Genomic DNA, 21,857 nt, shown 5'->3' on the forward strand with positions numbered 1-21,857 from the left:
TTACTAAAAAAAACTCGAAGATATAAGCAAATTATTTCCTCAAAAAACGTTAAAAATCGTAATTATAAAAAAATTCTGATAGCTAATAAAATTGATTTGGAAATTAAAAAATCCAGAATAAAATAGATTTTACCAAACTGCCTCAAAAGCCTTGATTTTTCTGATTTAGTACGGTCTTAATTAGTGTAATTATAAATTTTAAGATTTAATTTATTGTAATTCAATATTTTGTGTTTTTGTTAGTGTTGATTTGTCCCTGTTTTGTCTCTACTTGTTCTTTCGCTAACTATTTATTTTAAAGTAATTTTCGCGCTTATTTTAAGGTCCTAGAAAATGGCCTTTAATTACTGTAAACAATTAATTTTTTAAATGATGTCTATGAAAACAAAATTACTTTTAATGCTTTGCTTTTTTTGCGCAGCGATTTCAAATTATGCCCAAAGTTCAGCTTCTCAATCGGGAATAGCGGTGCAGGGTATCGCAAGAGATGCTAACAACACTGCTTTGACAAATCAATCTATTAATCTTACGTTTACGCTATATTATTTGGATGCTTCTAGTATCGAACAGACTATTAATAGAGTTACTAGAAATGTAACCACTGATGCGTTTGGAGTATTTTCAGATGTAATCGATCCAACAGCAGTAAACAACAGTTTGTTTGCAAATAATGCTGCTTACCTTAGAATTGAAAAAGGTTCAGAAGTAATTTCAGATGAGAAACTTCGCCATGTGCCATATGCTATTTCTGCTAATAACGGAGTTCCAACTGGTTCTATTATGCCTTTTATTGGAACTGTAGCTCCAGAAGGTTGGGCACTTTGTAACGGGGCAGCGCTACCAACAACGGCTAAAGCATTAATTGCTATGGTTGGAAATAATGCGCCTAACTTGCAAGGTATGTTTTTAAGAGGTACAGGAAATAATACTGTAAACAATCAGGCAGGTCCAGCTTTGAAAGCAACACAAGATGAAAGTTTAAAAAGCCACACACACGCTAAAGGTACTTTAGCTACAGCAAATGCTGGTAATCATAACCATAACAATGGTAATAATACGAAACTGATGTCTATTTCTGGAACTGGAACTCCTGATGCATTAGATAATTCTTCTAATGAGATTGATGTGACTGGAGGAAAAGATATGCTTGATGCTGGAGATCACACGCACACAATTACTGGAGATACGGCTGCTACAGGCGGAAATGAGACTCGTCCCGTTAACTATGGTGTAAACTACATCATCAAATTATAAAGCTGTAATTATGAAGAAAATAATTGCAGTTCTCGGAATGTTTGTTCTGGGAGCGGGACTTTATGCTCAAAATAATAATGGAGCTAAAATTACACCCGTTTCGCAGGCCATTCAAAAAAATGGTTTCAACATACAGGTTGGACTTCCATTTTTAGGACAGAATAAAACCGGACCAAGACGTACAAATCCTGCAGATATTCGTTTTCCATGGAATACGTTGTATTTATATAACACATTTGCAGAGGAATCTTTTGCTGTTTCAAAAGGATTTTATGGAGATAAAGTTTTAATTACTTGGAATTTAAGAGCCAATGAAAACTTAGTAAAAAGTATTAAAATCTATAGAAGGGTTTATACCGAGGCAGGAAATCTGCCTTATAACTTAGTAGTTGGACTTTCTCCAACAGAAACTACCTATGAAGATAAATATGTAGAAGGGGGAGTTTTATACGAATATATGTTAGAAGCCCAAGGAATTAGTACAACTCCGATATTGTACAGTACTTATATTACTGGTATTGGTTACAGAAATCCTACGGCAGTTGTAACGGGTAATATTAGTTATAAAGGTGGAAACCCAGTTAAAGATGTTGTAGTTACAGCAACTCCAAGTGGAAGTGCTGTGGCTAAAGGAAGTGCGTTGAATATTCCTGCTTCGGGGTTTGTTGATCTTAAAGAGTTAAGCACGACTATTTCAAATGCAGCAACTTTGCAAGCTTGGGTAAAACCAAATGGTGCTTATGCAAACGATTCAGAAGCGGCTATTCGATTGTTTAATCTTTCGAGTTCAACAAGCGCAGATAATCTTGATGTTACGGTAAAATTAAATCCAGTGGCTAAATCACTAGATGTTAATATTGGCGGAAGCAAATATTCATTGAACAATTATTTCCCGTCAGGTAATTTAAATTCGAGAGGAAATGACGTGCTTGTGCCTGTTTCGGAGTTCAACAACTCTTTTGTGCATTTTACAGTGGTTGTAAATGACAATCAGATTCCATTATTATATGTTAACGGAAGACAGATTTCAGAAGATTACATTAAAGAAATAAACAAGCTAAAAACGGTTGATGCCTCTTATAAGGATATTGATTTTAGTGCAGTAATCCCTACTGGTAAAACAAGACTTTCAGGTATAACTTGGGATAACGCTAAAGTTGGAGGATCAAAATCAAGTTATGTTGATGAAATAAGAATCTGGAAAGCAGCATTAGAATCGTCTGTAATTAGAACAGATTATTCAAGATTTATCAGCGGAAATGATTCGAGAATGGTAACGTACCTGAGAGCTAATGAAAAAGCAGGAAGTTATGCTTACGATTTATCTCGCAACGGTTTTAATTATAACGAAAACCACGGTAAACTTTGGGACGCGAATACAGCGGAAAGCAATAAAGTTTTATGGGCTTCAGAAGCTAATAATTATCCTACAACCTCTCAATTGGGTATTTTAGGAGTAACAGACAGCAATGGAAATTACCAAATCAGTGCGATTCAGTATTCTGGTACAGGAGAATCTTATAACATTACTCCAATGTATGGTCAGCATAAATTTGAACCAAACCAGCAGTTAGTTTATTTAGGGCTAGGTTCTGAAGTAGTTAATAAAATTGACTTTGTCGATCAGTCTTCGTTTAGTTTTAAAGGTGTAGTTGCGTATGATACTCGCGAAGTTTTTCCATCTTACAAAAAAGCAGATAACGATAAGGCCGGTACATGGATTGCGGGAGGTGCAAATATTCTAGATGAAGGATATAATTATTATGAAATTAATGGTACAAAATATTCAAAAGGGGAATATTGGAAAAATGATGCAGGAACTCCTTTAGATAAATCAGATGATTATTTAGATATTTATGCCAAAATATTTACAGTAGGAGCCAATGTGTATATTGATGGAAATATTGTGCTTGACGCGAATAATATTCCTGTAGTTACTGATGATAATGGTTACTTTGATATAAGTGTGCCTATTGGAAAACATTACATTACAATAAAAAAAGACGGACATCAATTTGTTTATAATGGACGTTTTCCAGCCGCTACAAGTGAGTTTAAAGAATTTTTTGAAGATTCTAATGATCCAGTTTATTTTATAGATACAACTAGAGTTACCGTTGTAGGTAAAGTAGTTGGAGGTGCTGTAGAAGCTGAAAAGGTTATTGGTTTTGGAGGTTCAGATGTAGTAACAAAAACTATTATCGATGCTGGAGTTACTAAAAACCTTGAAGTCAGCGCCAAAAATAATATTGGACAAGCTAATTTTACTTTAGGTTATGCACCAGTTGGAGCGAGTGTTACTAATTACACTAAGTATACCTATAAAACCAATCCAGCTTCTGGAGAATATAGAGTTACAGTAATGCCTTTAAAATATAATTTAGAAGCAAGTGATTTGGAAATTAAATCCAATACCAACATTAAATTACTAAAAGTAGGAACTACTGAAACATTTGATTTTTCTGAAATTCAGGTTACTAAAACACCCGAATTTAAGTATAAAGAAAACAATGTAGAGAAAACCTTATCAGGCACTCCGTATCATTACGAGAAGAGTTTTACGTACAGATCTACTCCTGTATTGCAAGTGACGCAGCAAACTTCTGATGCGGCTATTTCTGTTGGAGGAACACAGGTTTCTACAGTAAACTTTGCAAAGCCAGTTTACACGCAGTTTTTTCCATACAAAATTGTAATGGATCGTTTCGAACGTTATACCAATAATGATTCTGGGACTCCTGTAGAAGTAAAAGTACCTGTAACAGATGGTGAATTGGTAAAAACAAACAATTTAGCTTTACCAGGTTCAGAAACAATTACAGCGGATGGAAGCACTTTAACGTATTCTTTTAAAGGAGGAATTCCTTCGATTACGCCTCCATTTGAAATAAAAAGTACTTTAAAATACCGATTGAACGAAGTGGATTATCCAGTTGAAAATTTCAACGATACTGGAATTGTCTTAGGAGGAAAGGCTGATGGAAGCCAGACTTTTGTAACTGCAGCACCAGATGTTCCTGCAATTATTTTAAGAGACCCTCCTGGTTCTAATAGTTCTGCTTCGCTTGAAGCGGGTCAGAGCATTTCGTTTACTGCAGAATCTTCTTTGGCACATCAGGAAGGTGTAGAACAAGAACTTACAATCGCAGGCGGAATGTATTTTGAGCTTCAAGGAGGTTTAGTTCCAACGCCGAAAGTATCAATAGAACAAGAAAATTCAGCCGTTACAGGTGTTAATCTTTCTAATACTTCTCAAGATGGTAAAACGGTAACGACTACTTATACCTTTAATAAAACAATTTCAACAAGTGATGCTACAGATTATGTAGGTTCAGACGGAGATTTATATATCGGAAATTCGAAAAACATATTTTATGGTTCGTACGATAATGTTGAAACGTCTAAAACAATACCTCAAAAATTTGTAAATGGTCAATCTGTACCTTTAGCTGCAAGCGAATATATAAACTTAGGTACATCAAGTGCTCCGGTATATATAAGCAAGCAAAAGGCATTGAGTTTTGTAGATAAACCAACTGAAACCTTCTTTATTTATTCGCAAAAACATATTTTGACAACTTTGATTCCAGAGTATGAATCGTTCATTTCAAACAATTTAAATGGACCAGATCCAAACTCTGCTGCTAATGTGCAAAAACGAGAAGAATATCAAGAGAAGATCAGATTGTGGAGAAAAGTCATTTTGGATAACGAAAAAGTAAAATATGCAGCTAAAAATGATCGTGCCGCTTACAAAAATGGTTTATCTGGAGTGGTGACAAACTTCAATAATGAAGTTAAGAAAGCACTTAATGAATACAGTGATCCTGCGGCTAAAGCAAGATTAACCAATAAGCTTAATGATTCAGATAAGCTTAAAAGTTTGATTGGATCTGAATTTGAGAAAAATGTATCTTTTGATGCAGGTTTAGGATCGTATTCGCGTAGTGTAGAAACAAGCATAGTTTCTGCTACAACAACTTCATACAATTTAGTTATTGATGAGTCAGTAGCTGCAATAATTGGTTTTTCAATAAACAAAGTGGGTATGGAGTCTAACACAAAAGCATTTTTCCAACAAGACATCAATTCATCTTTATCTGAAGAAGAAGCATCAACAACCAACATAAGTTATACTTTTAAAGACAATGATAAAGCGAACTTTTTAAGTGTTGACGTTGTAAACTCTTTTGATGGTAACGGACCAATTTTCATCACACAAGGAGGAAGAACTTCTTGCCCGTATGAAGACGCAGAACAGACTCATTTCTACAATAAAAGTTTGTACAGCGATACAGCGACAGCAATTAACGAATTGCCAGAAGATAAACGTGAAAATTTAAGTTTTGCTACTCAAAAAGTAGAAGTTCCTGTGCTTGCTGTAACAGATAACGATGTTTCTAATGTGGTAGAAACTAAAAAAGCAGAGTTCGAATTAAAACTTCAAAACAATAGCGTATCTGGTTCTGATGCCGATTTCTTATTGGTTGTAGATAATACTACTAATCCAAATAATGCCATAATTAACATTGAACCAAACGGTACAATTGTTCACGTGCCTTATGGAAAAGAAGTGATCTACAAACTGACGTTAGGTAAATCTATTTCAGATATTTATGAATACAAAGACATAAAAATCAGATTGCAGTCATTATGTGATGGTGAAGATGTAAGTTCAGAAGTGTTTATTTCGGCAAGCTTCGTTCCTTCATGTTCAAGTGTAACGGTAAGTGCTCCATTAAACACTTGGGTTTACAATAGAGAAAAAGCCTTTAATACTGATGGATCAACTAAACCATTGGCTATAAATCTAACAGGTTATAACACGAAGTTTAAAAGCTTTAAGAAAATTGATCTGGAGTATAAATTAGCGACAAGTCCAAACTGGGTTCGCCTTCAGACGTATTATGGAACTCCTGAGTTTTATAATGAAGCAGTAAATAACAAAGAAACTCAGATTTCATCTATTGGCGCTGCGACAACTTTAACTTATAATTTTGATATTGCTGGTTTAAAATTAGCTGATGGCAAATATCAAATTAGAGCGAGAAGCACTTGTATAAATGACACAGAATTTATTTCTGAAATTATATTAGGAACTGTTGACTTAAGTGCACCTCTTTTATTTGGGACACCATTGCCAACAAACGGAATTTTAAGCGCTGGCGAAGATTTGAAAGTAAGCTTTAACGAGAATATTTTCTATAATCCAGCTGTCAGCACAATCGAAATTAAAGGACAGACGAATCAGTTAAAAATTGATCATAATGTAAGCTTGCGTTTCGAAGGAACTAACAATACTGCGGTAATCAACAGTCCGCAAATTAGTTCAGGAAATTTAAGCCTTGAATTTTGGTTGAACAATGAAACTAAAACTTCAAGCGCTTCGATTATTTCTCAAGATGGCGGTTTAAACATTGGATTGAATAATAGAAATATTTCTTTCACATTAGGAGATGTAACTGTTCAAGGAGAATTAAAAAACGATAATCTATTCCACCATTATGCTTTTACATACAACAGCAGCAATGGTGATTATAGAATTTTTGAAGATGATATCGAAATTGGTTCTAAAAGCGGTAAAGCAAATGCGCAATTTGCTAATAATAATGCTGTAACAGTAGGTGGAAATACATTTACAGGAAACATGCACGATCTGCGTTTATGGAATAAAACATTAAGCAGAGAAGATTCATATTCAAAAATGTACTCTAAATTAATGGGTAACGAAGCAAATCTGGTTGGTTTATGGCCAATGAATGAAGGAAGAGACGCTTTAGCTAAAGATTTAGTGAGATTTAAACATGCAACTGTTAATGCTTCATGGGATATTAAACCAAAAGGAACTTCATACGACTTTGCCAACGGACAGTACTTGGTTATGGACAATGTAAATTTTGTTCAGATTACTAAAGAAATGGACGCTACAATGGAGTTTTGGATTAAAACAGCAACTTCGCAAGAAGCTACTATTTTCTCCAATGGAAAAGGTGACGGAACTGATGTAGTTCAAAGTAATGGATTATCTAATAAATGGTCTGTTGACATGAATAATTCTGGTAATCTTTTATTGAAAAGTGAAGGCCAATCTTATGTTTTAACGACAAAAGGACTTTCTGATAATGCATGGCACCATGTAACTTTATCATTCAATAGAGTAGGATCATTGAGAACTTATGTAGATACGAAATTAGTATCTTCAAACCAGATGACGGCTATTGGAGGTTTCTCTGGAAATAAAATTTGGTTGGGAGCAAGAGGAGCAAAAGATCTTGCTGGAAAAGAAACGGTTGATCGTACTTTTACAGGTAAAATAGACGAATTCCGTTTATGGAATACACTTCGTAATGTGGAGCAAATCAACAGAGACAGTTATAATGAGGTTGATGTTGAAAGCATCGGTTTATTATTGTACTCAAGATTAAATGTTCCAGATCCGGTTACAGCAAACGGACCGAGATATTACCATGCAGACACCAATCAGACTGTGGTAGCAAACAACGCTGTTTTAAGTGGAGGAACAGTGAATTACTCTAATGACGCTCCAGCAATAAAACCAGAACGTCAGTTGGTGAAATTTGTAACGACAAATGTTATTAAAGATGGCGAAATGATTATAGCGCCAGTTATAACTGACTGGGCATCATTAGAAGGGCAGATTTTAGATATTACGGTACACAGAATGTTTGACAGTGCCAATAATATGCAGGAATCTCCAGTTACTTGGACAGCCTATGTTAATCGTAACGAAGTAAGCTGGTTTGCAGAAGGATACAACGAAATTGTTGACCTAACTAAAAACAGCGGTGAAACTAAGACTTTCGAAATTACATTAGTTAACAAAGGAGGAAAACAACAGCCGTATACCATTAACAATATACCAAGCTGGTTAAGTTTAAGTAAAACCACTGGAAGTATTGATCCTAATACTAAAACTACAATTAAAGCAACTGTAGACGAAAACGTTGCGGTAGGAGAGTATCTGGAAAATTTATACTTGCAGACTGATTTTGGCTACGACCAAAAATTACAGGTAAAACTAAGAGTTTTAGCTCCAGAACCTAATTGGAATGTAGATCCGACTCGTTTTGATTACAGTATGAATATCATCGGAAAAATAAAAGTTGACGGTGTATTGTCTGCTGATTCTTATGATAAAATTGCAGCTTTCTATAACGAAGAAGTAAGAGGATCTGCAAAACTGGTTTACAACGAAGCTTACAAAGAATATTTTGCGTTTTTAACGATTTACAGCAATGCAAATTCGGGTGAAAATTTGAAATTTAAAATTTGGGATGCTTCTCAAGGGAAAATTTTAGAAGCTTCTGTAGAAACTAATCCATCGATCAGTTTCATGAATAATGAAGTCTTAGGAACCTTAAGCAAGCCTTATATTTTCGTGAATTCAGGTTTAGTAGAACAGGAAATTAAACTGAATAAAGGGTGGACATGGGTTTCTTTAAACACGAACGATGCTAATTTCTCAGATTTAAATGCCTTAACGAAGAATCTAACGTTAGAAACTTCTAACCGTATTTTGAGTCATTCTCCTGCATTGCTTGATACATATTTTAAAGATAAATCAAATCCTGAAAACAGCGGATGGTCTGGTACAATTAGTGCAAACGGAGGACTTTCATCTTCTAAAATGTATAAAATAAACGTAACAGAAGCACAGACATTAAAAATCAAAGGAAAAAGCGTAGACGTTGCGACGTGGAGTTTCCCTATGAAAGAAAACTGGAACTGGGTTGCTTATCCTTTAGGATCTAATCAAACAACAAATGAAGCTTTGGCTTATTTTGAAGCTGCTGATGGTGATGTTATTAAATCGCAGAATTTGTTTGCAATCTATGACCCAATTATTGGATGGAATGGAACTTTAAAATATTTAGAGGCAGGTCAAGGTTACATGATTAAATCAAGTAAATCACAGACATTCAAGTATCCTGATAATTTAGAGAGAAGCAAAACTGGAAAATCTGCTTCAAATGAAACACAGGAAGAAATCGCTTCAGAGTTCACTTCGTATTCACAAAATATGAATGCTGTTGTTTTACTTCCAAAAGGATATGATGAATTGTATGTATATGATTCAAAAGGTGTTTTAAAAGGAAATACAAGAAACCAGATGATAAACGGAAAAGAATTGAGTTTCATTACCATTTTCGGAGATGATACAGAAGAACTTTCGTTTACGCTTGGAGATGGATTTGCGAAAAAAGGAACTTCTAAATCATTTACTTTTAAAGGAAATGAAGTACTGGGAACAATTACGAATCCAGTTATTTTAGAAGAAGTTTCAAAAAGTGAAAACAGCATTTATCCGAATCCATTTGCAACTACTTTAAATATAGAATTGAACGCAGCTAAAAAGCAGGAAGTGTATATTAAGCTTTTTTCAGTAAACGGTCAATTGGTATTCAGCCAAAAAACGGTTATTGAAAGCGGTAACAATGTAGTTTCAATTTCTCCAAGTATTGCACAAGGTGTTTACATTGTTGAGGTTGAAGTAGATGGAAAGCTTGTTAGAACCAAAGCAATAAAAAATTAAATAATCAATAATTGAGCTCCTAAAACATCTTTCTTAAAGTTTGTTTTAGGAGTTTATAATCAATTAAAAATGAGAAATTATATCCATATAACACTATTGCTTTTTATAATAAGCAGTACTGTATTTGGCCAATCGCCAGACTGGTCAGTAAATGAAAATAAATTTCAATATACCATGTCGTTTGAAGGTTTCATCAATGTTGATGGAAAAAATTTAACAAGCATTAATGATAAAGTTGCAGCTTTTGTAAACGGAGAATGCCGCGGAGTTGCCAGTCCGATTTATGTGTCAAGCGAAAAAAAGTATGTCGTTTACTTAACTGTTTTTGCTAACACAGACAATGAAGTAGTTAGTTTTAAGATCTATGATGCTGCAAACAATGCGATCAAAAATGTAGAAAAAACAAAAATATTCGAAAACAACAAACACTACGGGGATCTATTCCAGTCTTATAGTTTTGCAAGCCCAGCCTTGCGAAATGCAACTGAAATTACAGATTTTAGTTTTAAAGACTTAAAAACAGCCAAAACTATTAACGGTTCAGAAATAACACTTTATGTTGCTAAAGGAACGAATGTTTCGGCATTAAACGCTTTGTTTGAATTAAGTCCTGGAGCTGGATTGTTTATAGGAACAACAGCTAAAATTTCAGGATCAAATTCTATCGATTTTACAAATCCGGTGCAGTTTCAAGTGCTTTCAGAAGATCAGTCAGTTGTAAAACAATGGACGGTAACCGTAAAATTAGGCAGCGCACAATTTTATAAAAAAGATGCAGTATGTTATGCTGGCGGCGTTATCAAAGTTTTATATGATGAAAACAACGTTCCAGCTGATTTAGCGAAAAACGGTGTCAAAATCATCAGCCAAAACATTCAAAATGGCCAAACTGTTTTTGATAATTTAGAAGCAGGTAAATATACTGTCACAATAGGCAGTACTAATAAAGAAATAGTAATAAATCAAAAACAATAATGATGAGAATTAAGCAATACTACATTTTAGCACTAGTCATGTTTTTGTTTTTTAGCTGTTCTGAAAGTGAAGAAACGGCTATTTATTCTAAATCAATTTCTTTTGTACATGCAGATGGTACCAAATTAGCTGAAAACGAATGCATCAGTCCAAATGTAAAATACGGAATAAAGATCGAAACTAATTTTGTTGATATAAATAGACCTTTCAGAGTAGATTATTCTGTAAACGGTACAACGTATACAATGACTTTTACAACGAGTACTTCGCAAACGAATCCAATTACATTGGTTAATGGTAATAATACTGCGCAAATTGTTGGAAGTAACTATAAGGCAGTTCTTAAATATGTTGACCAGGGAGATTTCGAATTGGTAGAATAAAAAGATATAAAGTTTTATTTGAGATAGGGTTGTCAATTATTGACAACCCTATTTTTTTAATATAGTGATGAATGGAAAAAAAACTGAATTATTGTATTCGAAATATTTTTGTCTTTTTTGATAATATTTTTACAAAATACAGGTTTTATTTGCTTAATTCTAGATAATGGATTGATAAAATTAAACTATATATAAAAGTAAGTATTCCTTTTTTTTAATAAGGGCTTTTTTATATTTTCGCGGGCATAGAATTGTGTGAATCCTAACAAAATCAGCTTGAATATAAAATATACGATGTTGTTTCTACTTTATCAAGTACGGTATTAGAGCTGTATTTATATCTTTTTTTCGGTTTATAGATTAAAATACTATTATTCCAATCCATTAGAATCTGTTAAGAATACTCCACGCCAAATTTATTATAATCTTAAAATCACATCATCCCCTTATCATGAAAAAAATTACTCTATTGATCTGCATTCTTTTTGCAGTTGCCAGCGTAAGCGCTCAACAAGAAAAAGGAATTATAGGCTACAACAATTGGCTAAACGGTTGGACCGAGTTTAAGCCTAACAAGATCGATTATGGAGAGGCAACTCAAATTTTGGCAGGAAATATTTCTGTTAATACCAAATTGCTAAAAAGAAATATCTACGTTTTAGAAGGAAACGTTTATGTTACAAACAATGCTGTTTTGACTATAGAACCAGGAACAATAATTATTGGTGATTTCGCAACCAAAGGTACATTGATCGTTACAAAAGGCGCACAATTGGTAGCTGATGGTTTAGAAACAGATCCAATCGTATTTACTTCAAACCAAAGCCAAAAGAAAGCTGGAGATTGGGGTGGAATTGTAATGTTTGGTAACGCGCCAATTAATAAATTTGGTAATGTATCTTCTTATAACATGGATCTTGATCCTTCAATGACTACTTATGGAGGCGATAACGTAGCTTCAAACTCTGGAATTTTAAGATATGTGAGAATTGAGTTTGCCGGCAGAAAAGTAAAAGGACAAGACAGCTTTAACGGATTGACTCTTGCTGGTGTTGGTAATAAAACCGTTCTTGAAAATGTTATGGTGAGCTATTCTGGAGGCGATTCATTTTCTTTTTATGGAGGCGATGTGAATGCTTCAAAATTTGTTTCTTTTAAATCAGTTAATGACGATTTTAAATTTTCTCAAGGAGTTCAATGTAAATTCATTAATTCATTGGCTGTGAGATCTTCTTACTTCTCAAGTACTAAAGACGGATCTCGTTGTATGGAAGTTAGATCTTTCGAGAAGAAAAGTGAAACAGATTTCACTAAAAAACAGACTTTAGTTATTGCAGGAAATATTACAATGGTTAATGACAGTGAAAACATTAACGCAGACATTCAGGCGGGATTGGTAAAAGAAGCCGTTTACGTAGCTGAAAGCGCTTCTCTTGAAATGAGAAGAAGTGTAATTTCAGGATTCAGCCCTGCGGTTTTATTAGACAGTAAAATTGATATCAATGATGCTAACCTTAAAAAGATCAAATTTGAGGAAATGTATTTCAACTTATGCAACGGAAACATCTTTACAGAATTCAATTCGAACAATGAAGACTTAGAAAGCTGGTATGGAAGCACTGTATTCTTTAATGTTTATTCTCAAAGCGATAGTAAAGAGACATTCATTGATATGTTCAATCCTAAAAAACCAGATTTCAGATTGCAACTTGGAAAAATTACTAGTGCCAGCGGTAATAGATAATAGTTTAGATTTTTATTTCTGTTTCGGAAATTCTATTAGTTAAATCCCCCATGTTGGGAATCTGATAAAAATCAAGTTTATAAACCGGCTCAATTGTCGTGACATTGTCACAACGATTGAGCCGGCTTCATTTTTAGCTATAATGTGAATCTACAAGATGAGTTATAGTAGAGTTTGAAAGATCCGTATTTATTGGATTTTTTTAAATTTAGAAAATGCTTATTTAGAAAATGATTTAAGAGACGTAATCTGAATGAAAGAATTTTTTAATTTTCTTTTTATTTTTTTATCTCTATTTCATTAAAATCCCTAAAAATTTGTATTTTAGTTCAAGCCCAATCCTACATTTTGAAACATGCATAACTTACAAATATTGCCTCCAGATTTATCATTGAAAATCATTCTTAGGGTAATAAAATGCAACGAAGGTTTATGAGAAAAATGCAAGGGTACTTCAAGTTCAGGAGCACCAGTTTCTAGGAAAAATTTTGTTGGGTTATGATTTAAATAAGTTGTGAATGTTATTTTTTTCACATTTTTATTATCAAAACTGTGGCTTCAATTTTTTGAGATAGCTGTAGAACGTTTCTTATCAAGCGATTTTCGTTTGTATTACCTTTTATTTTAAAATATCAAGATTAGGAAAGATTAAAAAGAGTTTAACCTTAAGCAACTTAAGATATGCAAATGAAACAAAAAAACGACAGTTTGGATCAATCGGAGCATATAGGAGATTTTCTCTCTGCGATTAAAGCCAAATCGGATAACTTAGCTAATTATTTTATTTTCTGTTTTTTTGTTTTTGGCCTGTTCCTCGCTTTTTTTTACGATACCTGGCAGATAGCAATTGGAGTGGGAGGTCTCTTATTGGTAGCCTATTTTTCAGCAAAAGTGGTTCTTGCCGATTCGGACTTCTACCAGTATGTCTTAAGCGCCGTTTTAGGTATTTTTATGGCACAGTTTATCTATCAGATGCATGGTCTGTTTGAAATGCACTTTACTGCGTTTTTGTCGAGCGCTATATTGATTACCTATCAAAAATGGAAATTGCAGATTCCTCTTTTAATTATTGTCATAATTCATCATGCTCTGTTTGCCTACATGCAGTATTCAGGAGCAGACGGAATTTATTTTACGCAATTGGACCATATGTCGATGCAGACTTTTTTGTTTCATATTATTCTTGTAGCGGCGATTTTTTCAATTTGCGGATTGTGGGCTTACCAGTTTAAAAAATACAGCGAAATGCATATCGATCTTATCTTCAGGAAAAAAGAGATTGAAAACATGGAGCTTAAAAGAGCCAATTATGAGCTGGACCATTTTGTTTATAGTGCTTCCCACGACCTGAGAGCGCCGCTGAATTCTATGCAGGGACTTATCGAAATCGCTGAAGATGAGACTGAAGAAGAACATACATTAGAATATTTAGATGCCTTAAAAGGTAATGCGAAAAGATTAGACGCCTTTATCTGCGATATTTTGGATTATTCACGTAATCTTCGAACTGAAGTGGAGAATGATCCCATTATTTTTGAAGAGCTTTTAGAAGTGATAGAGCAAAATCTCAAATTTATGGGCGAAAGTAGCCGCACAGTTGATTTTATCACTGCCATCAGTGGCGAAAATCCTGTTTTTTCAGATAAAAGCAGGCTTAACAATATTTTGAACAATATTATTTCAAATGCAATCCGCTATCAGGATATTGAAAATGAAAACCCTTTCGTTAAAATTGAGATTAACATCCTCGAACATGAAACGCACATTATAATTAGCGATAACGGAATCGGTATTCCTGAGGAATCACAGCCTAGAATATACGATATGTTTTATCGCGCATCCAACAGGGCAGTAGGATCAGGGCTTGGATTGTATATTGTAAAAGAAGCCCTCAACAAACTCGGTGGCAAGATAAGAATGTCTTCTGCCGTGGGGGAAGGAACTACTTTTTTTATTGAAATTCCAAATAAACAGATAAATAAATTAACTAATGGAAGCACTACCGCATAAGACATTTTACAAAAAGATTCTTTTTATCGATGACAATCCGACTGACCGATTTATTGCAAAAAAAATGATAGAAAAATGCAGCTTTGCTCAAGAAGTTATTTTGAGTGAATCGGCCTACCAAGCATTGGAATATCTTAGTTCACTAGAAGATGAACCCAATTCATTGCCAGAATTTATTTTTCTGGATATCAACATGCCAGGTATGGACGGATATGGTTTCTTGGAAGAATATTCTAAGTTTCCTGAAACTGTTAAAGCTAAAAGTATCATTTTTATGCTTACAACTTCCCTACATCCCGATGATCTTAAACGTGCGCAAGACAATCCTCTTGTTGTCCGATTTATAAATAAACCCATAAGCAGAGATAAATTGGAGATCATTCAAAATGATTTTCCTATGCCAAATTAAGGAGCGTTTCTTTATTGTGTGTTATTTAATATTGTTTTTTTGAAACAAAACAGATTCTTTATCGACTAATGTTTTAGAGAGGACTTTAAATTCAATCACCATTTAATTGTAACACTTTAAAACTAAAAACTATGATGACCTTAATTGCTATATTTTTTCCCTCACTTTCTTTTTTGCTAAGAGGAAAACTTCTAACTGCGCTGCTGTGTCTTATTCTTCAGATCACACTGATAGGATGGATTCCTGCTGCTATATGGGCTTTGGTATCACTTCAGAATTCAAGAGCAGACAGGAGAAATGCAAAACTGATTAGAGCAATGAGAACGAAATAAAGGCATTTTTATTCTAAAATCTACTCTATATGATGGATTAGTGAGGTTCCAGTAAAATTTTGTGGTCCTTTCTTTAATTCGACTAATCTTCATATTACCGAATTGTTTCGTTTTGGTATCCTAAAGCTGAAAGTTTTCTTTTTTTAATTTTTATTACACTTCCGCAGTCTATAAAATTTTTTATTAGCTCTCCAACTTCAGTACAGATTAAAATATTCTGGTACAAAACTTCCATTTGCAATTAAGCTTTTTTTCATGTTTTAAAGTCTTAATTATCCGTTTCTTATGTTTTTTGGCATGTAGCTTTGCAACGTTAATATTAAATGTGAATTTATAAAAATAGATTTTGCTTTGCCTTTGTAGTGCAAATTCTACATAACAAAGAATATATGTTCTACAAAAACAAAAAACGGATGATCTTATTTTTGCTACTATAAATTTATTTGAAGGATGTAATTTTTTGATAGCGTAAGAAATTATAAAGTTAGTTGGGTTATTAATTATATTTCATTTTGTGCGTTAGAGTTGCAATAAGTGAAATATAGCAATACTAAAAAACGATGTTTCGATTAAAGAGATTTGGATTAAGGCATAGAAAATTATTGCACTTTGTTTTATTGGCAAGCATTATTGTCATGCAAATCGTATTGCTGTCAATACTTTACAATGAAATTGTAATTGATTCTAAGTTAAGAGATATAGAGAAAAGCGTAAAATTATCCATTCAGACAAAATATTCAAATAATAAGGCCTGGGACAAGTTTAATGCAGAACAGCAAGATAATAGTAATATTGTTTTAAAGCATAATTTTTCAAATCAATCAATTGCTCAAACTTCTACGTTTACATCAGTTTTAAATAAAAAACAGAATCTTTTTAATGCCCATAGAAATGCAGAGTTTTATCAGGCTGAGCTTTTAAAATTAAATGAGGAAATTCAGTTGCTTAAAAATAATCATTTAATGATGCAGTCACAATTTAAGGAATTGCTTATTGATAGAAATGCATTATTAGAAAAATACAATACTGCTATAAATCTGTTAGAAAATAAAGAACAACTGCAAATTGAAAGGCAGCAGAGCTTGGGTAAAATTATGAGAAAAGGCCTATTGGCTTTAGTGCTTGCCCTATCGATTTTGCTCATATTTTTTACAAGAATAACTTTTAAATACGAAGAACATTTAGAGAATACTCAAAAAATGGCCTTAAACAATTTAAAATTTAAGGATAGAATTGTGGGGATGATCAGCCACGAGATACGATCTCCTCTTAATATTGTATCGCTTTATTGTAATGCGATAAATAAAAGGATAAAAGATACAGAATTAAGAGATTCCATAAAATCGATACAGTTTACGACAAATTCAATTTCGTTAATAACAAATCAAGTATTGAGTTTTGCTAAAAGTGAAGATAAAAAAATGAAACTCAATAAGAACTCTTTTAAACTTGAAAGAGAATTGGTTCAGATTTTAGATGGATTAAAAAATTTCGTTGAAAATAGTGGAAACAAGCTCAAACTCAATTTGAATATTCCAGCTGAAGCAACTGTTTATAGCGATTCTGTAAAAATACACGAGCTTTTCTACAATATTGTAGGAAATGCAAATAAGTTTACAGAAAACGGAGAAATTGAGGTTTCGGCATTTTGCACAGATCTTACTCCAGATGAATATCAACTTGAGGTCAAAGTAAAAGATAACGGAATAGGAATGTCTGAAGTCGATGTCGAAAATGTTTTTAAAGAATTTTATCAGGGAGAAGTATCAGAAAAAGTTCATAACCTAGGGCTTGGTTTAGGTTTAAATTTATGCAAAGAACTCGTTGAATTGTTTAAAGGGGATATAGGTGTCAAAAGCCAAATAAATGAAGGGACAACAGTGACCTTTAAGGTTTGTCTTAAAAAATGTAAAAACGGTTCTTTAATCAGTTTGGATAATGGATTGATGGGGTCTCCTTTTATGACAGCATAAATAGAGACAAATAAGAGAAACGGTTAATATTTTTATTGTGTAATAGTTTAAGGCTGCTGCTGTAACAGCATTCATTTAATAATTTAATTTAAAAAGAATGGAAACTAGCATGACATTCGTAGTGGCCGATGACCACAGTATGGTAAGGCAAGGAGTCAGCTTTTTGCTTAATGATACATATCCTGAAGCAAAAGTGTTGCAGACAGGCAGTTTTTTAGAAATCTTAAAATTAGTGAATCAAGAAAAAATCAATTTGCTTTTATTGGATATTAATTTTCCAGACGGAACAAGTCTAAATATAATTCCGACTATAAAAAAATTACAGCCCAATATTAAGATTTTGATTTTTTCGGCTTATGACGAAGAGATGTACGCAATGCGCTATTTGAATGTTGGCGCAAATGGTTATTTGCAAAAATTAAGTACAGAAGAAGAGATTAAATATGCAGTGAATTCAGTGATCACAAATGGGAAATATGTGAGTAAGAATATTCAAAATAAAATCATGGATTCTTTCATTTTAAAGAAACCTCTAAATCCGCTAGAAATCCTTTCTAACCGTGAAATAGAAATCGCTAAATTGCTTGTGCAAGGAGTATCGAGCAGTAAAATTGCAGAAACGTTAAACATTAAGAAAACAACTGTAAGCACTTATAAAAATAGGGTGTTTGAGAAATTGGATATCAATAATCTTTCATCATTAATTAGCCTTTTTCATCTATATTATTTTAAAGAAGCTTAAGAAAGTATAAAAATAGATTTAATGCGAATATAATAATTGAGGCATTCTTAAAATACAGTTTTAAAATATAAAAGGTCCAGCTTTTAAGCTGGACCTTTTTTGTTAAAAGCTTATAAAGGAAATTAAGCTTAGTTTAATTTTTTTGAAATTAATAGATGAGAATTCTTAAGAGCACCCTCAAGTTTTAAAATATCCCATAAGCCAAACTACAGCCTATATGGAATTCATCCCAAGTTGGAATAAACAAAATTTGAATTTATTCTAATATCAAGAAGAATTGTAATTCTCTAAAATACACAAAAATTAAAACAAAATATTTGTAAAAATAACACTACAATTCACAAGTTTTTTCATCTACAGAAATTTAAAATGAGTGAGATTATTTTTGAAATTCATTAATGATCAATCCTTTAGTGGATTATAACAAAAAAATCAATAATAAATTAAAAGTTTATGAATAAAAAAAAACTATTGTTAAAAACAGTGTTGTTTGTAGCTGCTTGTTTTAGTTACAACGGAGCAAGTGCCCAAACCAAAATAGGAGGAATTGAAGGTGCAGTTGATTCTGGTGCCTATTTACAATTAGGTGATAACGGCGGTACAAAAGGTTTGCTGCTTCCTCGTGTTGCTTTGACGGCAACTAATGTATGGGGATTGGATGGAACTATAATAAATGGTATGACAGTTTATAATACCGCAACCGCTGGTAGTGGTGGAACCACAGTTAGTCCAGGTTATTACTATAATGATGGTACAAAATGGGTAAGAATGGCTGATGCGGCGGCTGTCACTGCCCCTGTAAATAATGAGCCATGGTTTAGCCAAACTACTGATGCCGGAGCACTTAACAATACTGATAATGTATATATGATGGGACGTACTTTGGTGGGTACAAAAACAGATGGAGTTGTGGCTAAAAATAGCACTTTAGGTCAGCTTACAGTTGAAGGTGGTGATGCTTCTATTTATGGACTTACAGTAGGAAGAGGTGGTGGAAAAGTAGCTACTAATACTGTAGTAGGTGCAGGTGCTTTGTTTAACAATACTACCGGTAAATTCAATACAGCAATTGGGGTAGGTGCACTTGCTGCTAACACTGTTCAAAGTTCTAATACTGCAGTGGGTTATAATGCTCTTAACGCTAATACTGGTGGTGCTTTTAATACGGCTATAGGAAACTTTGCGCTTTTTAATGCTGTAGCACCGGCAACCAGTACTGCGATAGGGTATTATGCTCTTGCTAACATAGAGGGTAGCGAAAATACAGCAGTAGGTAATAATGTGTTAATTGGAAACAATGGTTCAGCACCAGTTGTTTCAAGTGACGCTAATACAGGGCTGGGTCGTAACGTTTTCTCTTCTCTGAATGGCGGTGCCGAAAATATAGGGATAGGAAGATATACGGGTAAAACAGTAGTCTCAGGTAACAAGAACTTGCTTATTGGAAACAATATAATGAACTTCCCTAATTCTACTGGCGATGATAATGTTATTGTAGGTCATTATGCGGGTAAGAAGATTGAACCAGGTTCTAACTCCAATACATTCGTGGGTAACAATGTATTTTCCGCCGGAACATTAGCTCATAATAATGTTGCAATAGGTTTTAATGCTGGATCTGCTCACTTAAGTGGTGATAATAATATTGTTATTGGAGCTGGACAAGAGCTTGCCGATCACAAAGGCGGTGGAAACAATGGGTCTAACCAGTTAAATATTGGCGGTGCCATTTTTGGTTTAGGGTTATCAGGAACTGAATCAGCGCCAGCAGGTAAAATTGGTATTGGAACAATAACTCCTAAAGAAAAATTGGATGTAGCTGGTGCTATTAAAGTTTCTGATGGAGGTTATACAGGAATAACAAATGGCGCTACAACACCTGTGCCTGTAGGGGGAGCGGGTACTATTATTTTCTTAGGCTATAATTTCTATGGTTGGAACGGTACTGTATGGAAGCAATTGAATGATTAATAGGCAGTCTGCTTTTGCATTGAAATTAATCAGGACTTAAAAAGACAAAAGCTAAAGTCTTTTTGTTGGTAGAACTAATACTACACTTATTGAGTTTTTTCGTCTACAGAAATTTAAAAAGAGCGAGATTAATTTTGCATAAAATTCATTAATGATCAGTCGTTTAGTGGAGTTTAAGAGAAAATTAATAATCAATAATAAAGTAATGAATAAAAAAAATCTACTATTAAAAGCAGTGATGTTTGCAGCAATTTGTTTCAGTTACAACGGAGTTAATGCTCAAACCAAAATTGGCGGAGCTGAAGGTTCAGTTGATTCTGGTGCATATTTACAATTAGGTGATAACGGCGGTACAAAAGGTTTGCTGCTTCCTCGTGTTGCTTTGACGGCAACTGATGTATGGGGATTGGATGGAACTATAGTAAATGCTATGACAGTTTATAATACTGCGACCAATGGTAGTGGTGCAACAGCAGTTACCCCAGGTTATTACTATAATGATGGTACAAAATGGGTAAGAATGGCTGATGCTGCCGCTGCTCCTGTTAGTAACGAGCCTTGGTATAGCCAAGCTACTAATGTCGGAGCTCTTAATAATACTGATAATGTATATGTTATGGGACGTACTTTGGTAGGAACAAAAACAAATGGTGATGTTGCTTGGGATGATGCGACACTTAAGGCAACACCAGCTTATTTTACTGTTGCACAAGGAGATGCTTCTATTAATGGACTTACCATTGGTAGAGGGGGTGGACAAAAAGTTAACAACGTAGCTGTTGGTTATCAAGCGCTGTATTCAAATGCAAACACAGGAATTTCTAATGTTGCGATTGGAATTATGACAATGCAAAATAATACTAAAGGATCAAGTAATGTTGCTGTTGGAGCGTATGCAATGAATCTTACATATGGTAATGAAGGTAACAATAACATTGCCATAGGTAGGTCAGCTCTAGAAGGAAACCTTAATACTGCTCCATTTACGGGTAATGATAATATTGCGATGGGAAATATTTCGTTAGGTCAAAATAATTCTGGCAGTGAGAATATTGCTTTAGGAAAACAGGCGCTTAGTACTCAAAAGGTTGGAAATGGAAACATTGCTATCGGTATCAGTGCAAACGGCAATACTGCTGGTACGGGAAATTATAACACAACAATCGGTTATAAAGTAAGTCCTAATGGATTTGGAGCTGGTGCAACAAACAATATCGTTATTGGTAATAGCATAAATGTATTAGATAGGACTAATAATCCAGCAGTAAACAGCAATCAGATTAATATAGGGAATGTCATATTTGGAGCTGATGCAAATAAGACTGCACAAACTGATGGGCGTGTCGGTCTAGGAATTGCCCCAGATGCGAACGTTATACTTCGTCTAAATATTGCTAAAGTACCTGTATATGCTGACAACGCTGCGGCAACAGCAGGTGGTCTTACAGTAGGTTCTGTTTATCGTACAGCTGCAGGAGCACTTATGATAGTATTCTAATAAGTGAATGTA

12 protein-coding genes are annotated in these 21,857 nt (G+C 33.9%); all 12 read left to right on the plus strand.

The window, feature by feature from the left end; translation table 11 throughout:
• Positions 1-378: 378 nt before the first annotated feature.
• The 12 genes from ACE01P_RS13905 to ACE01P_RS13960 all read left to right on the plus strand — a co-directional run bounded on the left by ACE01P_RS13905 (position 379) and on the right by ACE01P_RS13960 (position 21,845).
• A complete protein-coding gene (locus ACE01P_RS13905) occupies positions 379-1,254 on the plus strand; it encodes a tail fiber protein (protein WP_379698814.1) in 876 nt (291 codons plus the stop codon).
• A gap of 10 nt (positions 1,255-1,264) precedes the next feature.
• Positions 1,265-9,808, plus strand: coding sequence for a LamG-like jellyroll fold domain-containing protein (locus tag ACE01P_RS13910; RefSeq protein ID WP_379698816.1), 8,544 nt, complete (start codon positions 1,265-1,267; stop codon positions 9,806-9,808).
• Between the two features lie 69 nt (positions 9,809-9,877).
• Positions 9,878-10,783 (plus strand): hypothetical protein, encoded by a 906-nt coding sequence (locus ACE01P_RS13915; RefSeq protein ID WP_379698818.1) that lies wholly within the window; start codon positions 9,878-9,880, stop codon positions 10,781-10,783.
• On the plus strand, positions 10,783-11,166 hold the full coding sequence (locus tag ACE01P_RS13920; protein WP_379698820.1) for a hypothetical protein: 384 nt from the start codon (positions 10,783-10,785) through the stop codon (positions 11,164-11,166). Before ACE01P_RS13915 ends, ACE01P_RS13920 begins: the two co-directional genes overlap by 1 nt.
• A gap of 451 nt (positions 11,167-11,617) precedes the next feature.
• Complete coding sequence (locus ACE01P_RS13925) at positions 11,618-12,910, plus strand: hypothetical protein (protein ID WP_379698822.1); 1,293 nt, start codon at positions 11,618-11,620, stop codon at positions 12,908-12,910.
• A gap of 687 nt (positions 12,911-13,597) precedes the next feature.
• Positions 13,598-14,920, plus strand: a complete 1,323-nt coding sequence (locus ACE01P_RS13930) for a sensor histidine kinase (protein ID WP_379698824.1) — start codon at positions 13,598-13,600, stop codon at positions 14,918-14,920.
• Positions 14,901-15,329, plus strand: a complete 429-nt coding sequence (locus ACE01P_RS13935) for a response regulator (protein WP_379698826.1) — start codon at positions 14,901-14,903, stop codon at positions 15,327-15,329. Before ACE01P_RS13930 ends, ACE01P_RS13935 begins: the two co-directional genes overlap by 20 nt.
• Before the next feature lie 134 nt (positions 15,330-15,463).
• The gene (locus ACE01P_RS13940; protein ID WP_379698866.1) at positions 15,464-15,661 is read left to right on the plus strand and encodes a YqaE/Pmp3 family membrane protein; all 198 of its coding nucleotides are present in this window, start codon (positions 15,464-15,466) and stop codon (positions 15,659-15,661) included.
• A 560-nt stretch (positions 15,662-16,221) separates the two neighbouring features.
• The gene (locus tag ACE01P_RS13945) at positions 16,222-17,634 is read left to right on the plus strand and encodes a sensor histidine kinase (RefSeq protein WP_379698828.1); all 1,413 of its coding nucleotides are present in this window, start codon (positions 16,222-16,224) and stop codon (positions 17,632-17,634) included.
• Between the two features lie 97 nt (positions 17,635-17,731).
• On the plus strand, positions 17,732-18,376 hold the full coding sequence (locus tag ACE01P_RS13950; RefSeq protein ID WP_379698830.1) for a response regulator: 645 nt from the start codon (positions 17,732-17,734) through the stop codon (positions 18,374-18,376).
• A 471-nt stretch (positions 18,377-18,847) separates the two neighbouring features.
• Positions 18,848-20,347 carry a hypothetical protein gene (locus ACE01P_RS13955; protein WP_379698832.1) on the plus strand — a complete coding sequence of 500 codons (1,500 nt, stop codon included), beginning with the start codon at positions 18,848-18,850 and terminating at the stop codon, positions 20,345-20,347.
• A gap of 205 nt (positions 20,348-20,552) precedes the next feature.
• Positions 20,553-21,845, plus strand: coding sequence for a hypothetical protein (locus ACE01P_RS13960; protein WP_379698834.1), 1,293 nt, complete (start codon positions 20,553-20,555; stop codon positions 21,843-21,845).
• Positions 21,846-21,857: the final 12 nt, after the last annotated feature.

The organism is Flavobacterium sp. HJSW_4 (genome assembly GCF_042436695.1).
In the GTDB taxonomy this organism is placed as follows: domain Bacteria; phylum Bacteroidota; class Bacteroidia; order Flavobacteriales; family Flavobacteriaceae; genus Flavobacterium.